Genomic DNA, 18,446 nt, shown 5'->3' on the forward strand with positions numbered 1-18,446 from the left:
TACTGCTTTACAGTCACTTGAAGACAAAATTTCATTTTTACCACTAATTTCGGACTTCCTATCCTACTTTTTCGGATATGTGAATTAACTTTGTGGAATTTTTGGACGTACCCCTGCTGAAATTTACCAGGCAACCCCAAAAGTTGTTAAAGTATTTCCTTCATTTCTACAAAAATACCATCTACTGTGCCCAAAAATACGAATATCAAATCCGTTCTGATTATCGGTTCAGGTCCCATTGTCATAGGTCAGGCTTGTGAATTTGACTACTCTGGTTCCCAGGCAGCGCGTTCGCTGCGTGAGGAAGGAATTGAAGTAGTTCTTATCAATTCCAATCCGGCAACCATCATGACTGATCCTATCAGTGCAGATCATGTTTATCTGTTGCCATTGGAGAAAAAGTATATCGTTGAAATTCTTGAAAAACACAAAGCATTAGGCAGGCCCATTGACGCGGTGTTGCCAACGATGGGAGGCCAGACTGCATTGAACCTCGCTATCGACTGCGACAAGGCAGGAATCTGGAAAAAATATGATGTTGAGATCATTGGTGTCGACATCAAAGCGATTGAAACGACTGAGGATAGAGAGAAATTCCGGTTGAAAATGCTGGAACTAGGTGTGAATGTGTGCGAAGGCCGGACAGCCCGCTCGTTTTTGGAAGGCAAGGAAATTGCCCAGGAAATTGGGTTTCCGCTGGTAATACGCCCCTCATATACATTAGGTGGAACAGGCGGCGGTTTCGTGGAGAAAGAAGAAGACTTTGATCAGGCATTGAATAACGGCTTACACGCTTCTCCGGTACACGAAGTACTGGTTGAACAAAGTGTAATGGGCTGGAAAGAGTACGAGCTGGAATTGCTGCGCGACGGCAATGGTAACTTTATCATCATCTGTTCAATCGAGAACTTTGACCCGATGGGCGTACATACAGGTGACAGTATCACGGTAGCACCTGCAATGACATTACCTGACACGCTTTATCAGCAAATGCGCGACCTCGCTATCAAAATGATGGACGGGATCGGAAAATTCGCAGGCGGCTGTAATGTGCAGTTCTCTGTGAATCCGGCCGACGACAAGATCATCGCGATCGAGATCAACCCTCGCGTTTCACGTTCTTCGGCACTTGCCTCGAAAGCAACAGGTTACCCGATTGCCAAAATCGCTGCCAAAATGGCGATTGGCTATAATCTTGATGAATTGATCAACCCGATTACCGGAAGTACCTCCGCATTTTTCGAGCCTTCCATCGACTACGTGATCGTAAAAGTGCCGCGCTGGAATTTCGACAAGTTCAAAGGTGCTGACCGCTCACTGGGCTTGCAGATGAAGTCTGTTGGAGAAGCAATGGGTATCGGACGGAATTTCCAGGAGGCATTGCAAAAAGCCTGTCAATCGCTTGAAATTCGCCGGAATGGTCTTGGAGCCGACGGCCGCGAGCTGCGCGATCAGGAAGCGATTAAGAAAAGCCTTAAAAATCCGAGCTGGGACCGTTTGTTCCACATTTACGATGCATTCAAAATCGGGTTGTCTTTCAAAACAATCCAGAACCTTACCAAGATTGATGCATGGTTCCTGCGCCAGATCGAGGAGCTGATCGAGCTGGAACACCAGATTGAGAAATACGAACTGGACGATCTTCCAAAGGAACTGCTGCTTTCGGCCAAACAAAAAGGCTATGCCGACCGCCAGATCGCCCACTTGCTTGGAACCAAGGAAAGCAAGGTTTACGACAGAAGAAAAGCACTGGGTATCAAACGTGTTTATAAATGTGTGGATACCTGCGCGGCCGAGTTCGAAGCGAAAACGCCTTACTACTACTCTACATTTAATACCTCGCAGGAATATCCCGACAATGAATCGATTGTCAGCGACCGCAAGAAAGTAATGGTACTGGGTTCAGGACCTAACAGGATCGGTCAGGGAATCGAGTTTGACTACTCGTGCGTGCACGGGGTTTTGGCAGCGAAAGAAGCGGGCTACGAAACAATCATGGTGAACTGTAACCCTGAAACTGTTTCGACTGACCCGGATATCTCCGACAAGCTTTACTTCGAGCCAGTTTTCTGGGAGCACGTGTTTGACATCATTGAGCACGAAAAACCGGAAGGTGTGATTGTGCAGCTTGGTGGACAGACTGCATTGAAAATGGCGGAAAAGCTGGAAAAGTATGGTGTTAAAATCATCGGTACCAGTTACCATTCGCTCGACTGGGCAGAAGACCGCGGTCGGTTCTCGTCACTCCTGGAAGAACTTGGTATCCCATTCCCGAAATTCGGAACGGTACGTACATCCGATGCGGCGGTAGAGCTTTCAAGAACACTGGGCTTCCCGTTACTTGTTCGTCCGAGCTACGTTTTGGGTGGACAGAGCATGAAAATCGTGATCAATGAAAAGGAACTTGAACAACACGTTGTGAAGATCCTGCACGATATTCCTGACAATAATATATTACTTGACCACTTCCTCGAAGGTGCGCTCGAAGCAGAAGCCGACGCAATTTGTGACGGTGAAGACGCTTACATTATTGGTGTAATGGAGCATATCGAACCTGCCGGGATCCACTCCGGCGACTCGCACGCTGCATTGCCTCCATTCGATCTGAGCGCCGACGAAATCCGCCAGATTGAAGAGCATACGCGCAAAATTGCCCTGGCAATGAATGTGAAAGGTTTGATCAACGTGCAGTTTGCGGTGAAAAACGGCGTCGTGTTTGTAATCGAGGCCAACCCGAGAGCTTCCAGAACGGTACCTTTCATTTGCAAAGCTTACCAGGAACCTTATGTGAACTATGCAACGAAGCTGATGCTGGGTGATAAAAAACTGTCTGACTTCACATTCAATCCTGTGAAAAAAGGCTGGGCAATCAAGATCCCGGTATTCTCTTTCAATAAATTCCCGAATGTAAATAAAGAGCTTGGGCCGGAAATGAAATCGACCGGAGAAGCGATCTACTTTATCGATGATTTACAGGATGATTTCTTCCAGAAGATATATGGAGAAAGGAACCTGTATCTGAGCCGGTAACAACGAATTCAGATCCAATTTTCAAGTGGCGTACAGAGCAATCTGTGCGCCACTTTTTTATTTGCGGAACTCGCCTGACCTATTCACATTTTGTAGAAAAACTTGTACTTTCGGTCACTTTTGTAACTCCTCTTAAACATGTTTAAACTTTACCCCTGCATTCTTGCATTGCTACTGCTTTGCTCACGTTCTTTTGCCCAAAACAATTCCATTACCATTGACCATACCTATCTTTCTTCCTCGGTTTGTGTCAATACTACCTACAAGATTCCCGTCATTGTAACAGGGACTTTCAATGCGGATAACAAATACACGGTACAAATCCGCAAAGCTTACGCGAATAATATCAGTGTGGAACTCCCGGCAGTTTTGGTGGGCGGGAACCTGGAATTCAGGATTGCAGATTCGCTCTCACTTGGCAACTCCTACGTTCAGATGCGTGCGTCGACTTCCTCTCCCAAAGTTCAAAGCGAGTGGAGTTCTTCGATCGGAATCCATACCAAAGGGAAAGTTGTATTGAACCCTCCCGGCAAGTCCGATACTTTGAATGCATTTGACCGTGTGGACATTCTGCTGGAAGGCAACAACTTTCAGGAGGGCCGCGTCACTTTGAGTGATAGCAGTAAGATCAGTATTTATTCCAATGACGGCAGATTTTCTCAGCCATACAGCCTTACAGTCACCCAGAGCGGAAATTATACGATTGCGCATGCAGAGAACTTCTGCGGGGCAATGGCTGTAAGCGGAAGTTACTCGGCGGTTGTCAACAAAACTGCTGTCAAAACAATGCTCGTGACCCCTACTGAGCTTTGTGAAAACAGTGAACTGAAGATACGGATTTCCACCAGCGGAGAAGCTTTTACCAATGCAACTAAATACAAGGTGCGGTTCCTTCGCCATGCATTCTACAACGAGACACCTCTGGTCTTAGAAGCTCCGGCTACCGTAGACGGAAATTTTTTAAAGACGAGATTTCCGGCCAATGCGAATATCAATGGTTCTGCAGGATACAGTGTGCAGGTTGTTACAGAAAATCCGGCAACAGTTTCTTCCATTTACCAATCTCCTATCCAGGTTTGGTCAGCTCCCGGTGCTACTTTCAATACGCAGAGCCAGACGATCAATTTTGGCGATTATATGCAGCTGACGGTCAACATGACGGGCTTAGCGCCTTACTCGCTTGAATTTGCCGACGGTACCATATATAAATCCAACAGTTCCACAGCTTACATTACGAGCAATCCCACGGCAGATCAAAACTTTTCGATCAAATCTCTTACAACCGGTTGCGGTAAAATAGAGATCCGTGACCCGCAGGTAGTAGAGATCAAGGTTCGTCCGGGAATCAGGATCGAAGATACGCAGCGACAGCTGATCTGTGCAGGGACTCAGGGTAGGATCAAAATACAGACCAATGCCAATTTTACCAGCGCTTCCCAATTTTTTGTCAAACTGTATAACCAGTTTACCGGCGAGACCAGCACGGTGAATGCAAGTAAAAACGGTGACTACATTGAATTTTCTTTGCCTGCCCGAGAAGGCGGTTATGGCGGCTACGGTTATCAGATTATTACTTCGCAACCTGCCTTGCAGACGAATCAATCGTACAGTGTAGTGCTGCAAACCATGCCGAATGTGCAGTATACCGGCTTCAATGAGACATTTACATATGATAAGCCGCAGATCGTGGCATTAAGATTCGGGCTAACCGGCGGCTCGCCTTATAAGGTCGAATACATGGACGGCACGATCGCTGAATATGAATACGAAGGAAATGTTGCGGGTAAAGATTTTTTCCTGAAATCCAATACAGAATTCAAGATCAAATCAATCAGCAACAGCTGTTTCACTAATAATAACCCGCGCTCGGTCAATCTATCGGTAAAATCAACCAGCGCGCCAGGTATCTACATCGAACCAATCAAAAAGGAGATCTGCGAGACAGACAGCATTGACATTGTATTCGGCACAGTCGGGACCTTTAATCCGGGCAACAAGTTTCAAATTCAGGGTTACGGCAACTGCTGTGAGTTCCAAAACCTCAAAACAGTCGAAAGCGGCGGCACTTACAAGATCAGGCTGAAATCAAATTACTGGTATTCAGGTAATGCCGGAGTGCGGATTACCTCTACAAATCCGGTATTGTTCAGCGAAGTGCAGAACACCACATTGCAGCAGTCGCTGTCGAATATTACCATTTACCCGGAAACGACTCCGGAAAACCCGAGCTTATTCCTGGCCTCGGAAAGGGGATATATTACCGTAAGATCAGGGACAAGCAGCATTTCGCAGGCTACCTATTCAGTTGATGGCGGTGGCGACCAGGTATATACTTCGACAAACACGGGCAATTCCTCCATTGAAATCCCGGTTAAAGCGCCGATCGGAAAAATGGCTGTGTACACGATCAAATCCGTAGCAAATACGTGCGGAAGTGCGCCGGTGAACCTGAGCGCGCACATAGTGCCTGTTGCATACCGCATTCAGCTCACTAGCTATAATGGAAACAGCAACTTCTGCACCGGTGACCCGATTTCGGTTTCATTCGGTGTGAGCGAAGGTACAGCTTCACCAACAGCCACGTTTGACCTTGAAATCGTCAAACAATATTCCACTGAAAAAACAACCATTGTAAAAGGCGGTACCGGCCCTACATTGAGCGGGTTTATTCCAGCGAACCTGGCCGCAGGCAGCTATAATATCCGGGTGGTCTCTTCTGAGGGGCCCGTTACTAACGATTCTTATGTTCAGATCAATGAGCCGGCAACTGTCCAGCTGCTCAGCGAGAACATGAGCGATAATGTAACTGTAGAGGCAGGACAAGCGATTAATCTGAAACTCACCTTTACCGGCAGTAGCCCCTTCAATGTGATCTGGCAGGATAATTCAACCGCGAACTATTACTCGGGACTGCAGGAAACTGTTTACATGTATGCGCAGAAATCACAGGAATATGCGATCAAGCAGCTTTCAAATGCATGTGGATATGGTAAAGTTTCGGGTCGGGTTAAAGTATCCGTGAAGCCTCAGCTGACCATTCAGTCCAATACGTCATCGGTTTGTCCGGGAAATAGTATCCGGATCAATTACAGTCTGGCGGGAGAGGCTGATCTCTCCGACGGAAATATCCGTTTTATCCTCGTCGACCTTGACAATAACACCGAGATCCCGCTTGATTCTACCAAAAACATCACAGGAGAAATCAACCTGAAAATACCTGTCGCATTGGCTGGCAACAGGTACCAGATCAGGGGGACGGTCGCCAAATATGCGCTCACCACCGCAGTTAATGTTTATGTTACTACCCGCGCGGAGCTAAGTATCAGCGGCAACACGACCATTAACAGCGGAGCTTCAACGCAGCTGGCGCTCAAATCGAGCAAAAGCAACGGATATGTGGAATATACATTATCAGACGGGACGCGCGGCAATCTTTACGCTTACCCGGGACAGATCAGCTATATCCGCGTGCAACCCCGGCAAACTACTACTTACACGATCTCCTCGGTACGGAATGAATGCGGCGAAGGAGACCGGTCCGGATCAGCGACTGTGGAAGTAAACCCGGCTTCGGCAAGAAGTGTGAGTGTTACCAGCTGGACTTCCCAGAACAGCGCAGGATTTTGTACCGGCGACACAATAGCAGTTTCCTACGCTACCCTCGGCACATTCACTTCCAGCAATATCATGACCGTGCAAATCTCAGACACAACGGGAAAAAACTTCCGGCCCATTACGACAATCGGAAACACGAACCCCCTCAAAGCGGTACTTCCGGGTGACCTTTTGCCAAACGGACAATACAGAATGCGTGTAGTGGCGAGTGATGCGGGTACAGCAAGCGGCGCTTATGAATATGCCATGGTTGCCGGGCAGAAAGCCAAGGCGCGCTTTGCTTCCGAGTCAGTTATTTTTGATGGTAAAAACAATCCTAAAATCACCGTGCTACTGGACGGCGGCGCGCCGTGGACTTACCAATGGGGAACAGACCTGCTGATCAATACGCGGCAGACTTTTAATCCGACGGACGTAATCGAGCTCTTCCAGGCTTCGCCCAACCAGTATTACCGCCTTTTCAGGGTTTCGAACAACTGCGGAGCCGGTACAATAGAGAGCCCGGGAACAGTGCGCGTGGAAATGGTCACTGCAACTGAACCTACACTTACACTCAAAGTTACCGTTGCACCTAACCCTGTTCAGGAAATACTCAATGTCACATTCGAGAATGCGGCTGCATTGAAGAAGATCAGTTTGTACGATATGAATGGAAGGGTACTCCGGCAGGTTGATTCACGTAAAACTTCCGAGGAAATCAATATTGCCGCATTGCAGCGCGGCTTGTACTTGCTTGTTGTAGAATCAAAGGGGAGAAAAAGTACATTCAAGGTTGTGAAACAGTAATCCTGGCTTCAATTATTTGAAAAACAAAAAACCGGCACTGAAAAGCGCCGGTTTTTATATTTATAAGCTATTTAAGATTATTTCACCTCTTCATAATCGACATACTCCCCGCCCTGGAATCTTGAAGATTGATTGGCATCCGGTGGTACATTGTCCACTTTGACGCCACCTTGTGCTCTTTGTTGCTGTTGCCTTTGTTGCGCCCGGAAAATTTTCTCCTGCTCTTTCACCAACTTCCTTCCAACAAGTAAATGGAAGATGAAATTTCTAAAAAAAGGAACAAATGCCAGTAGCAGCAGGAATATGAGAATTATATTAAATACCAGTTTCATTTTTCAAAAGTTTTCTTCTCTGTATAACGCAAACCTAAGTAAAATAGCACACTAATATAGGGAAAATCCTAACGAATGCGGCTCTACGCCTGTGGAAAGGTCAGTAACTGGTATAAACGGGTTCTTATTTCCCAATCCTAAATCGCCACTGCCTTGCTGTTTTCCACTACCCTTTCGTAGTAAGATTCGTAATGCGGCAATATTTTAGCCACATCAAATTCCTTCGCGCGGGCAAGTGCATTGGCTTTGAAAGTCGGCAGGTTATCATCGCTCAAAATGTATGCCGCGTGTTTCACCATATCGTCTACATCGCCTACATTACTCAGGAATCCGGTTACTCCGTGCAGGTTCAGTTCCGGCAGTCCGCCTGCATTGGAAGTGATCAAAGGTACCTCACACGCCAGCGCTTCCAGTGCAGCCAGACCGAAGCTTTCAGATTCGGAAGGCATTAAAAACAGATCTGCCACGGACAGCACTTCTTCAATCGCATCGAGCTTACCCAGAAAACGGATATCCGACAACATATCAAGGTCTTTGCAGAGCCGCTCAATGCGCGCACGATCGGGACCGTCGCCTACGAGCAGCAATTTGCTTGGAAGCAGTTTCCGCAGTTTTTCAAAAATCATAATCACGTCGTCAATCCGCTTCACTTTCCTGAAATTGGATGTATGCACGATCAGCTTTTCATTGTTCGGACAGATCGCAAGTTTGAAATGATCTTTCTTTTGTCTGTTAAAACGGTCAAGATCAATGAAGTTTGGAATTACTTCAATGTCTTTAGTAATGTTGAAGTGGCTGTATGTATCGCGTTTCAAAGATTCTGAAACAGCTGTGATACCGTCGGACTGGTTAATGCTGAATGTCACTACAGGCTCGTAAGACTCATCTTTACCGACCAATGTAATATCGGTTCCGTGCAAAGTTGTAATCACCGGAATGTGGATTCCCTGCTGGGCGAGTATCTGTTTGGCGAGGTAGGCGGACGAAGCGTGCGGGATTGCGTAATGTACGTGCAGCAGATCGAGGCCGGCATTCTGTACCACGTGTACCATTTCACTCGAAAGCGCCGACTCGTAAGGCGGGTACTGGAACAACGGGTAGGCAGGTATATTTACTTCGTGATAATAGAGGTTCTCATTGAAGAAATCGAGTCTTTGTGGTTGAGAATAAGTAATAAAATGAACCTGGTGACCAGCTTTCGCCAGTGCTTTACCTAGTTCGGTAGCTACCACACCGCTTCCTCCGAAGGTTGGATAGCACACGATACCGATTTTCATAATGTTCGTAGAAAAGTTATTTCCTCCCGGCCCAATTTATTGCCAGGCAGGTTTTCATTTGAGCTAACAACAAATCATTGATTTTTATCCCACAAATGGATAAAGAAGTTAAGAATTGTCGTTAATGCTTTAAAATGATAATTTTATCGTCTAAACCTTCTTTTCAGCGTTAACCTGCATTAATGTGTCGGTCAGGTCCAAAATCAGATTACGGGATTACATCGCAGGAAGTGCGCGGCTGGTTCGCTCCACTAATCTGGTTATAGTTGCGCTTACGCAGTACCTCACACGGATTTTGCTCATCGGGCCGAGAAGTGAATGGCGGTCCATTATAGCGGACCCGGATCTTTTTCTGCTGTCTCTCTCGACGGTTTGCATTGCCGCTGCGGGCTATATCATCAATGATTACTTTGATATTAAAATAGATATCGTCAACAAACCCGAGCGCGTGGTGGTGGGGCGGTACCTGAAAAGGCGCTGGGCGATCGGTGCGCACCAGATACTGAATGTGCTCGGCGCGGTACTCGGACTGGCGGTGAGCCCGTACATTTTTATCATCAATGTGTTTTCCATTACGCTCCTGTGGTTTTATTCGGAGCGGTTCAAGCGGGCGCCGTTTATCGGTAACTTCATTGTTTCGCTGCTGACAGCGATGTCGCTCCTGATCCTGACGGTACATTTCCCTGCCAACCGGCACCTCGTGCTGATTTACTCCGTTTTCTCATTTTTTATATCGCTCGTGCGTGAAGTAGCCAAGGATATGGAGGATATCAAAGGAGACGAAGCACACGGTTGCCGCACGCTGCCCATCATCTGGGGCATTCCGCGCACCAGGAACTTCCTGTATGTAGTGCTGATCCTTTTTGTATTCACCCTTTTTGCGATGGCGAGGGTACTGAACAACAGCCTGCTTGTGCTGCTGTTTATACTGCTGCTCCTGCCCATTCTTTATCTCGCATTCAAGCTCTCGCGGGCCGATACCCGGAAGGATTTTAAGGAAATCAGCAGCTTATGCAAGATCATTATGCTGCTTGGATTGCTGACGATGATCTGGGCATAGTATCCCCTTTAATCAAATTTTTGTATGCCTGCATCCAGGCAGCCTGCTTCCGAGTATATTTAGGTATTCGTTGTTAATCAAATCTTTATAACCGACAACTATGAAAAGGTACTTATTACTTGCATACTGCCTCATTGCTACATTTCTCCTGCCTGCGTCAGCCCAGGACTGCGCCGGGTTTACGTTAAAGGAAGGCTCAGGATTTGAGATGGACAACTTCGATGCGAAGGGCAAATCGGTTGGCAAAATCGTCTATAAGGTTGCGAAAGTGAGCAAAGACGGCGCATTCACTGTTTTTAATATCGATATGGAATCTTTCAACAACAAAGGACAATCGCAATTGAAAAACAGCTACGAGATGAAATGCGACGGGAACGTGATGGTAATGGACGCCAGTGCGCTTGTGAGCCAGGAGCAGATGAAATCTTTTCAGGGAATGGATATGAAATTTACGTACGACAACATTGAATATCCGTCCAAATACAGTGTCGGCGATAAATGGAAAGATGCCTCGGTAAAAGGCGAAGGAAAATCAACTGCGATGCCCGTTACCTTTAATATGGCGATCAGGAACAGGACGGTGACAGCCCAGGAAAAGCTGACTGTGCCCGCAGGTACCTTTGACGCTTACAAAATCAATGCGGATATGAATGTGCAAATGGTCATGGGCTTTCCGATCAAAGTAGATATGCAAACGATCTCTTACCGGACACCGGGCGTGATCTGGGATTTGAAAACAGAAACTTACAGGAAAGGAAAGTTAATGGGATACAGCGAATTGACTAAAATATACTGACTTTTTCACAACTGCTCTTTGTAAAGAACGGCTTTCGGAACTTTCGTTAGCCGTTCTTTTTTAGTTTTGTCCCGGCGATCCCGCTTTCCATCTCATCGATATCCACCTTTAACCTAACCTAATGAAAAGAATAGCCATTTTTGCCTCCGGCTCAGGAACAAATGCAGAGAAGATCAGTGAGTACTTCTCGGAAAGGGCAGATGTAGAAGTTTCCCTGATCTTTACTAATAACCCTATGGCCGGGGTAATCAAACGGGCGTGCAGCTTACAGATACCTGTTGTTTTCTTTGATAAAAGAACGTTTTACCAAACGGGAAAAATACCACAGATACTAGAAAATGAACGCATTGACCTTGTGGTACTTGCCGGATTTATGATGCTGGTACCTCCGGGCCTCGTCAATGCATTTCCTGATAAAATCGTCAATATACATCCCGCTTTGCTCCCCAAATATGGCGGAAAAGGAATGTACGGGCAGTTTGTGCACGAAGCTGTTGTGAATGCAGGCGAGCGGGAATCGGGCATTACCATTCATTATGTAAATGAGCATTACGACGAGGGCAACATCATATTCCAGGCCACCTGCGAGGTAGCGCCGACAGATACCGCAGATGATGTGGCAGCCAAAGTACATGCGCTTGAATATGAACACTACGCGAGAGTAATTGACGAACTGCTTGCAAAACAATAAGATCAGGAATGTTCTACTTCATACTGGCGGTGGTTTTCACCGTAGCGCTCTACCTGATCATGCGGGCATTTCCGAAGTACCAGGTGGATTCTTTTCACGCGGTGGTTTTCAATTATTACGCTTGTGTGCTCACCGGCCTGCTGCTCACACCCGACCTTGCCGTTTTCAGACAAATTGAATGGACTTCCCCGGGAATACTGCTTACGCTCGCATTGGGAACCATGTTTGTAACTGCATTCATGCTCATCGGATTAACCGCGCAGAAGGTAAGTGTTACCGCTACTTCCCTGGCAGGGAATATGTCGCTGGTCATCCCGGTACTTTTTGGTCTTTTTGTATTTAAAAACAACAACAAGGAATTTACTGCTATCAATTACGGCGGGTTGCTGGTTGCACTTGCAGCCCTCGCCCTCGGCGCCATTCAGAAAACAGGTGTAAAGGAAAAATCAGGTACAGAAGCGACCGGTATCTCCGGTATTTCTGCCGGACTATGGGTTTTGCCGGTGCTTACTTTCCTGGCTTCCGGCACCAATAATACACTTATCAACTATTTATCGGTACGCTATTACGAGCCCGGGCAAACCACTGTTTTCATGATCATAGCCTGTACAGGCGCAATACTGGTCGGCACTTCCATTCTCATTTATCGTTCGGTGGCTTACAAACAGCGGCTACACCTGCGGAGCGTCGTGGGTGGCTTGATCCTGGGTGTACCCAATTTCCTGTCGCTCTATTTTCTCCTGCTTGCATTGGCTTCCTTCGGCAACAGTGCAGCCTTTGTTTTCCCGATCTACAACATTCTAAGTATGCTGGTATCCTCGGCAGCAGCCTGGCTGATTTACCGGGAGAGACTGAATTCTTTAAACAAATGGGGGCTCGTTCTGGCTGTAATTGCTATATTGATGATCTCCTACCAGGAATTAAATCTCTAACCAGCACCGATGCCTGAACCCCCAGAAAAAATCCGCCCGCAGATCGGCATTTTCGATCTGGGCATGATCGTGATCAGCCTTGTAATCGGGATAGGCATTTTCAGGACACCAGCCATTGTCGCCAAACAGGCTGGCAGTCCGGAGATATTCTTTTCGGCGTGGATTGCAGGTGGGATTGTCAGTCTGATCGGTGCATTTGTATTTGCCGAGATCGGCAGCAGGCACCATTTTCCAGGCGGTTTTTACAAGCTGATCTCAACTGCCTTTCACCCGCTTTATGCATTTATGATCAACTGGGTGATCGTTCTTACCTACGGAGCCGGAATGGCAGGTGTTGCATTGATTGGCTCAGAGTACATTAATCCGCTGTTACCTGCATTTGCGCACGGACAAAAAGGGATTCTGGGTACTGCGATTATTACCCTGTTGTTTTTTTATGCAATCAATATGCTGGGGATCAAATCCGGTTCCCGAACCCAGAATGTACTGAGCAGCCTGAAAATTATCATGATGCTGGCTTTATGCGCGGGTATTTTCTACTCCAGCTCAAATGAAACTGCGGGTACAGCTCCTGACCTTAATCCGGGAGCAAACTGGTTATCTGCATTTGGCGCCAGCCTTATCGCCGTATTTTACACGTTCGGAGGTTATCAGCAGACGCTTAACTTCGGTGCCGACATCAAAGATCCTGTACGTAACACGCCAAGAGGTATTTTCCTGGGTATGTTCCTGATTCTTGGACTATACCTCGCATTGAACTACACCTACTACCATGTGCTCGGTTACGAAGGTCTGAGTAATTCCAGCCTGATCGCCGCGGATGTTGCCAATGCACTTTTCGGGCATTGGGGTAAGGTATTCTTCTCACTTGCCATTTTCCTTTCCGTCTTAGGCTTTATCAATGCAACTATGCTGTCGCTGCCGCGGGTTTACTATGCGCTGGCTGATGATAACATATTACCATTTGTATTCAAGAAAGTAAACCCGAAAACCCAGGTTCAGGAATTTGCCCTTACGTTTCTGATCGTGACTACGCTCCTGTCGCTGTGGGTGCTCGATACTTTCGAGCAGATCGTCAACTACGTGATGTCCGTAGACAGCATCGCGCTCGCCAGTGCAGCAGCTACCCTTTTTGTTTTTCGAAAACAGGCTGGCAAGAATGATCCTCATAAAGGTTTCAAAATATGGGGATATCCGGTACTTCCAGCATTATTTGTCACATTCCTGCTCATCACAGCTGCCAATGTAATCTACACCGACCCAGGCTCGGCGCTGGTTGGCTGGGGCCTGTTCCTCGGCGGCGCTCCGCTCTACTACCTGCTTCAAAAGCTCGGCAATAACGCCGGCAATCAACCGCGCTAGCAGCATTGAGGGAAACGTATACACTTGTAGATGAATTTCCCCGGTTACCACGTTTATTTTCCTAATATAATTATACAAATACCACCTTTTGGTAGACATTGTAGCTATTTAGCTACCCGAAGATCGCATTGAGACTCCTGGTACACATTTTTCAGATTACAGCTATATTGCTTTTCAAAACACATTCACATGAAAAATTGTATTATTCTGTTACTGGTCGCATTAGTATGTAGCCAACAGGCACAAGCTCAGGAGAACGTTTCTATCGGACCAATTGCAGGAGTTTCCATTGCTAATCTCCGTGGAGATATTTCAAACACAAACTGGAAGCCCGGACTGACCATTGGTGGTTTTTACAACTACAGTTCTGAAACAGGATTTGGATTCAGCGGACAGCTGCTTTTTACTCAACTTGGGGCACAGACAGACAGCAAGCGTAACGAGATCAACCTTAACTATATCCAGGCTCCATTGCTGGCAACTTTCTTCTTTGGAAAATATGGTGACGTGGTAAGACCGAAAATCTTCCTGGGTCCTACCCTCAACTTTATGACTTCGGCCCGTGATAAAAACGGAAACAACATCAATGGTGATTCCAACAACCGGAATTACAGCGTCTTCGACTTGGGTGGTGCAGTTGGCGCAGGACTTAATATCAGATTGGCGCAAAAAATCTGGTTAAACTTTGACGCACGCTACGGATTCGGCCTGCTGGATATTACCAGACTGGACAATTCAAACATCAAGAACAATAACTGGGGTATTAACACAGGCCTAAGCTTCCCGTTGGGAACTTACGACAGGAACACAGGTCGCCTTAGAACCCGGTAAGCACACTAAATTCGATCGAAAGCACACTATTGCTGGATAACAAGCACACTATCAAAAATTAAGAAAGCACACTATCAAAATAGAAAGCACACTATTAAAAAATAGATAACACACTATTTCAGATAGAAAGAAGGGCAACTCAGCTGAGTCTGCCCTTTATTTATTTATCAGCGCCGCTGTGAGCACACGCTCCCGAATCCGCATAGTCGGGCAAAGCCGTCTCACAAAAACCCCGGTTAACTTTGATATATATGAAAATCAGGAACTTCTCCCTTTACGCCATGGCCTTTGTTTACATCTTTGCAGGTGTCATGCATTTTGTTAAAGCTGAGCTGTTCCTCGGCATTGTTCCGGAGTTCCTGCCAGCTCCGCTCGCAATCGTGTACATCAGCGGTATTTGTGAATTTGCATTTGGGTCAATGCTTTTGTATCCCAAAACCAGAAATGCAGCTGCCTGGCTGATTATCCTGCTGCTGATCGCCGTTTTTCCGGCCAACATCAAAATGGCAATGGATTATCAGCAACAACAAAACAGCCACTTGTGGATCGCGTTACTACGGCTTCCACTGCAATTTGTACTGATCTGGTGGGCATGGTTGTACACAAACCATGCTGCCCGAGCTGCAATTACGCCGCATAACACGGATTAAGGCGTAACTTTGCACTTCAATTTGAATTGCATGATGACATTTGAAGATTTAAACCTCACCAAGCCGCTATTAAAGGCAGTTGCTGATGCGGGTTATACTACTCCTACTACTATTCAGCACAAGGTATTTCCGGTCATGATGTCCGGAAAAGATGTTTGCGGCATTGCGCAGACGGGAACGGGAAAAACAGTCGCCTATCTGTTGCCTACCCTTCGCCAGATCGAATATTCCAAAGACAGATTACCGCAACTGCTGATTTTGGTGCCGACCAGAGAGCTGGTCGTGCAGGTTGTGGAAGAAGTAAAAAAAATAAGCGCTTACCTCACGCTTGAAGTAGTGGGTGTATACGGAGGCGGGAATATCAAGGTGCAAATGGCGGAACTGCACAATGGCGCAGATGTGGTGGTAGCTACCCCCGGGCGCTTGTTTGATCTTGCATTGAATGGCTCTCTCAAGACAAAGAACATCAAAAAGCTTGTTATTGATGAGGTAGACGAAATGCTGAACCTCGGCTTTCGCACGCAGCTTAAAAACATCCTCGATCTCCTGCCGCAAAGAAGACAGAACCTGCTTTTCTCTGCGACACTCTCGCAGGAAGTGGAGCAGCTGATGGAAGCTTATTTCAACAATCCCGTGCGCGTGGAAGCAGCTCCGGCTGGTACGCCGCTGGATAATATCGAACAGCAAGCTTATGAAGTTCCCAACTTTTACACAAAGGTAAACCTGCTGGACCTGCTGCTGGACGAGCACGAGGAAATGAGCAAGGTGCTGATTTTCGTTGCTACAAAAAAGCTCGCTGATCAGCTTTACGGACAACTTGAACTGGGTTACCTGAATAAAATCGGGGTTATTCACTCGAATAAGGAGCAAAACCACCGGTTCAATACAATGCGGCAGTTTCACGACGGCACTTACCGCATCCTGATCGCGACAGACATTGTTGCCCGCGGTATTGATGTTGCGGAAGTATCTCACGTTTTCAATTTTGACATTCCCGAAGCGCCCGAGAACTACATTCACCGGATTGGAAGGACGGGACGGGCAGATAGAAAGGGTGTCGCGATATCATTCATAACGGAAAGGGAAAAACCGTTTCAGGAAGAGATAGAGGAACTGATGGAGTTCAAGATCCCCATGCTGCCGCTGCCGGAAAATCTGAAGATTTCGGACATACTGACTCCTGACGAAGAGCCCAAGATCTTCATGAAGGATATTCTTGTGAAGAATCCGAGGAATGAGAATGTCGGACCAGCGTTCCATGAGAAGCTTGCGAAGAACAAAAAAGTGAATATTCGGCGCGACCACGCAAAAGAAAAAATGCAGAAATATGGCCGCCCGATCAAGCGGTCAGGAAAGAAATAAAAAAGTTTAAAATTTTTTTCTCCTCAATGATCTAAAGAATAATCCGTGTCGTAAATAGTTGTGAATCGACGGAAACGAGTGCTTGAATGTGGTTTGAAACACTGTGGGTTCATTCAAAAATTGCTGACAAGGCTGTTCAAAACAGCAGATCAAAGGATACAATTAATTATTGTGGAGGGTAAGGTAATACATAGAGAGGGTGACAGTGTCATCCTCTCTTTATTTTTGGCTGATAATAAAAAAGCTCCCGGATTTTATTTCCGGGAGCTTTTTTATTGGTATGGGAGGATCAATGATCCGACTTTACTTTTTCGAGATTAAAGAGATCATTCAGCACGTCGATCAACGTTTCGGCTTCGCCTCTTTTGCACGCAGCTTTCAGTTGTAGTACCGGCAGTTTCAGGATCTTCTGCATCATACTGGATGTAATCCTTTCTACTTTTTCCAGTTCCGAGTCACTTAAATTTTTGGTAAAACGGGTCAGTTCTTCTTTCCTGATCTGTTCCAGTGCGCCTTTCAGCTTTTGGATAGTAGGTGAAACAACCATTTCACGCGACCAGTCATTAAATTCTATCACTGCCTCGTCAATGATCTCACGAACATGCGGCACAGCCGAGAGCCTGCGGTGCAAAGCTTCATCCGCTTTCGAACGGATTGAATCAATGGTATAAAGCATTACGCCGGGGATCTCTTCTACTTCCGGCGAAACGCTTCTTGGAACTGAAAGATCAATAAAATATTTAAATGACATTCCGCGCAAACGGACCATCATCTCCTTTGTAAAAAATGGTTCGTTGCGGGCAATAGAAGAAACGATGATATCTGCTCTTGAAATTTCCGCTTCAATATCTGAGAAATCGGCAACCCGGAAACCCAGCTCGCCGCCCAATACATCGGCTTTGCTTCTGGTACGGTTGATCAATGTGATATCTGCATCCTTATTCTGCGCCAGGTTCCTGCAAACGTCCGTTCCGATCTCGCCTAATCCCACGATCAATATCTTCGGATTTGGCATCAGACCTTCCAGCATTTCAACAGCTGCATAAGAAACAGAAGCTGCGCCATCGCGGAAAAAAGTCTCCTGCGCTACGCGCTTGTTGGCAAAGAAGATCGTGTGAAGCAATCTGTGCAAAAACGGCCCCGCCATATTCAGGTCGGCAGACCATTGATATGCATGCTTGATCTGGTTCGGGATTTGCATATCCCCTACTACCTGCGATTGCAGACCAGTCGCTACCTGAAATAAATGCTGAACAGCTTGCTCGCCATCAGAAAAACTTTCAAAGTACGATTTAAAGATTTCGGTATCGGTAATTCCTTTTTCGATCAGAAGGAGCTTGATAATATCCTCATTCAGATCGGTTTGGGAAGAATAGTAAATTTCGGTGCGGTTACAGGTGGAGACAGCCAGGACGTCGGTGACATCGAAGAAATCCTTTAGACGAAGCATAATGCTCTTCGCTTCCGCCTCGTTCAATGCCAGCTGTTCTCTAATCGCGAGAGGAGCGTTCCGATGTGATAAACTTATTAATTTGAACTGATTATACATCACTTTGTCTAATTCAATACACAAAAGTACGGCGCAAAATTTCAATTGAAAAACGAAAGGGTGACCGACAGTTTATTTAGAAAGCATTTAAATAAATGTCTGAAATCTTATGCTAGATACCCTGCTTTGGCAGTAAAAAACATGATTAAAATCAGCTTTATAACTGACACAGA

General features: G+C 46.4%; 13 protein-coding genes. 10 read left to right on the forward strand and 3 right to left on the reverse strand.

Annotated features, from left to right (window positions below; translation table 11 throughout):
* Positions 1 to 186 precede the first annotated feature (186 nt).
* Together carB and ASG33_RS12095 are read left to right on the forward strand one after the other, a co-directional pair.
* Positions 187 to 3,030 (forward strand): carbamoyl-phosphate synthase large subunit, encoded by a 2,844-nt coding sequence (gene carB, locus ASG33_RS12090; protein ID WP_056285025.1) that lies wholly within the window; start codon positions 187 to 189, stop codon positions 3,028 to 3,030.
* 138 nt (positions 3,031 to 3,168) lie between these two features.
* The gene (locus tag ASG33_RS12095; protein ID WP_056285028.1) at positions 3,169 to 7,431 is read left to right on the forward strand and encodes a T9SS type A sorting domain-containing protein; all 4,263 of its coding nucleotides are present in this window, start codon (positions 3,169 to 3,171) and stop codon (positions 7,429 to 7,431) included.
* A gap of 77 nt (positions 7,432 to 7,508) precedes the next feature.
* On the opposite strand, the gene ASG33_RS12100 is transcribed toward ASG33_RS12095, so the two are convergent.
* The gene (locus tag ASG33_RS12100; RefSeq protein ID WP_056285032.1) at positions 7,509 to 7,763 is read right to left on the reverse strand and encodes a DUF4834 family protein; all 255 of its coding nucleotides are present in this window, start codon (positions 7,761 to 7,763) and stop codon (positions 7,509 to 7,511) included.
* Between the two features lie 137 nt (positions 7,764 to 7,900).
* On the reverse strand, positions 7,901 to 9,040 hold the full coding sequence (gene bshA / locus ASG33_RS12105; protein WP_056285035.1) for an N-acetyl-alpha-D-glucosaminyl L-malate synthase BshA: 1,140 nt from the start codon (positions 9,038 to 9,040) through the stop codon (positions 7,901 to 7,903).
* A gap of 178 nt (positions 9,041 to 9,218) precedes the next feature.
* Between bshA and ASG33_RS12110 the strand changes: the two genes are divergently transcribed.
* From ASG33_RS12110 to ASG33_RS12145, 8 genes are all read left to right on the forward strand, one after another.
* Entirely contained in the window at positions 9,219 to 10,100 is an 882-nt protein-coding gene (locus ASG33_RS12110) for a geranylgeranylglycerol-phosphate geranylgeranyltransferase (protein ID WP_056285038.1), read from the forward strand.
* 100 nt (positions 10,101 to 10,200) lie between these two features.
* Positions 10,201 to 10,896 (forward strand): hypothetical protein, encoded by a 696-nt coding sequence (locus ASG33_RS12115; protein WP_056285041.1) that lies wholly within the window; start codon positions 10,201 to 10,203, stop codon positions 10,894 to 10,896.
* Between the two features lie 121 nt (positions 10,897 to 11,017).
* Entirely contained in the window at positions 11,018 to 11,587 is a 570-nt protein-coding gene (locus tag ASG33_RS12120; RefSeq protein WP_056285044.1) for a phosphoribosylglycinamide formyltransferase, read from the forward strand.
* Positions 11,588 to 11,595: 8 nt separating this feature from the next.
* Entirely contained in the window at positions 11,596 to 12,519 is a 924-nt protein-coding gene (locus tag ASG33_RS12125) for a hypothetical protein (RefSeq protein ID WP_056285048.1), read from the forward strand.
* A gap of 9 nt (positions 12,520 to 12,528) precedes the next feature.
* Positions 12,529 to 13,881: an APC family permease gene (locus ASG33_RS12130; protein ID WP_056285051.1), complete on the forward strand. Its 1,353-nt coding sequence runs from the start codon at positions 12,529 to 12,531 to the stop codon at positions 13,879 to 13,881.
* Between the two features lie 189 nt (positions 13,882 to 14,070).
* Entirely contained in the window at positions 14,071 to 14,712 is a 642-nt protein-coding gene (locus tag ASG33_RS12135; RefSeq protein ID WP_056285052.1) for a porin family protein, read from the forward strand.
* Between the two features lie 251 nt (positions 14,713 to 14,963).
* Complete coding sequence (locus tag ASG33_RS12140) at positions 14,964 to 15,362, forward strand: hypothetical protein (RefSeq protein ID WP_056285056.1); 399 nt, start codon at positions 14,964 to 14,966, stop codon at positions 15,360 to 15,362.
* A 33-nt stretch (positions 15,363 to 15,395) separates the two neighbouring features.
* On the forward strand, positions 15,396 to 16,724 hold the full coding sequence (locus ASG33_RS12145; RefSeq protein WP_056285060.1) for a DEAD/DEAH box helicase: 1,329 nt from the start codon (positions 15,396 to 15,398) through the stop codon (positions 16,722 to 16,724).
* Between the two features lie 289 nt (positions 16,725 to 17,013).
* Here the strand turns inward: ASG33_RS12145 and hemA are convergent, their stop codons facing one another.
* Entirely contained in the window at positions 17,014 to 18,273 is a 1,260-nt protein-coding gene (hemA, locus tag ASG33_RS12150) for a glutamyl-tRNA reductase (RefSeq protein ID WP_056285064.1), read from the reverse strand.
* Between the last annotated feature and the right edge of the window lie 173 nt (positions 18,274 to 18,446).

Source organism: Dyadobacter sp. Leaf189 (genome assembly GCF_001424405.1).
Taxonomy (GTDB): domain Bacteria; phylum Bacteroidota; class Bacteroidia; order Cytophagales; family Spirosomataceae; genus Dyadobacter.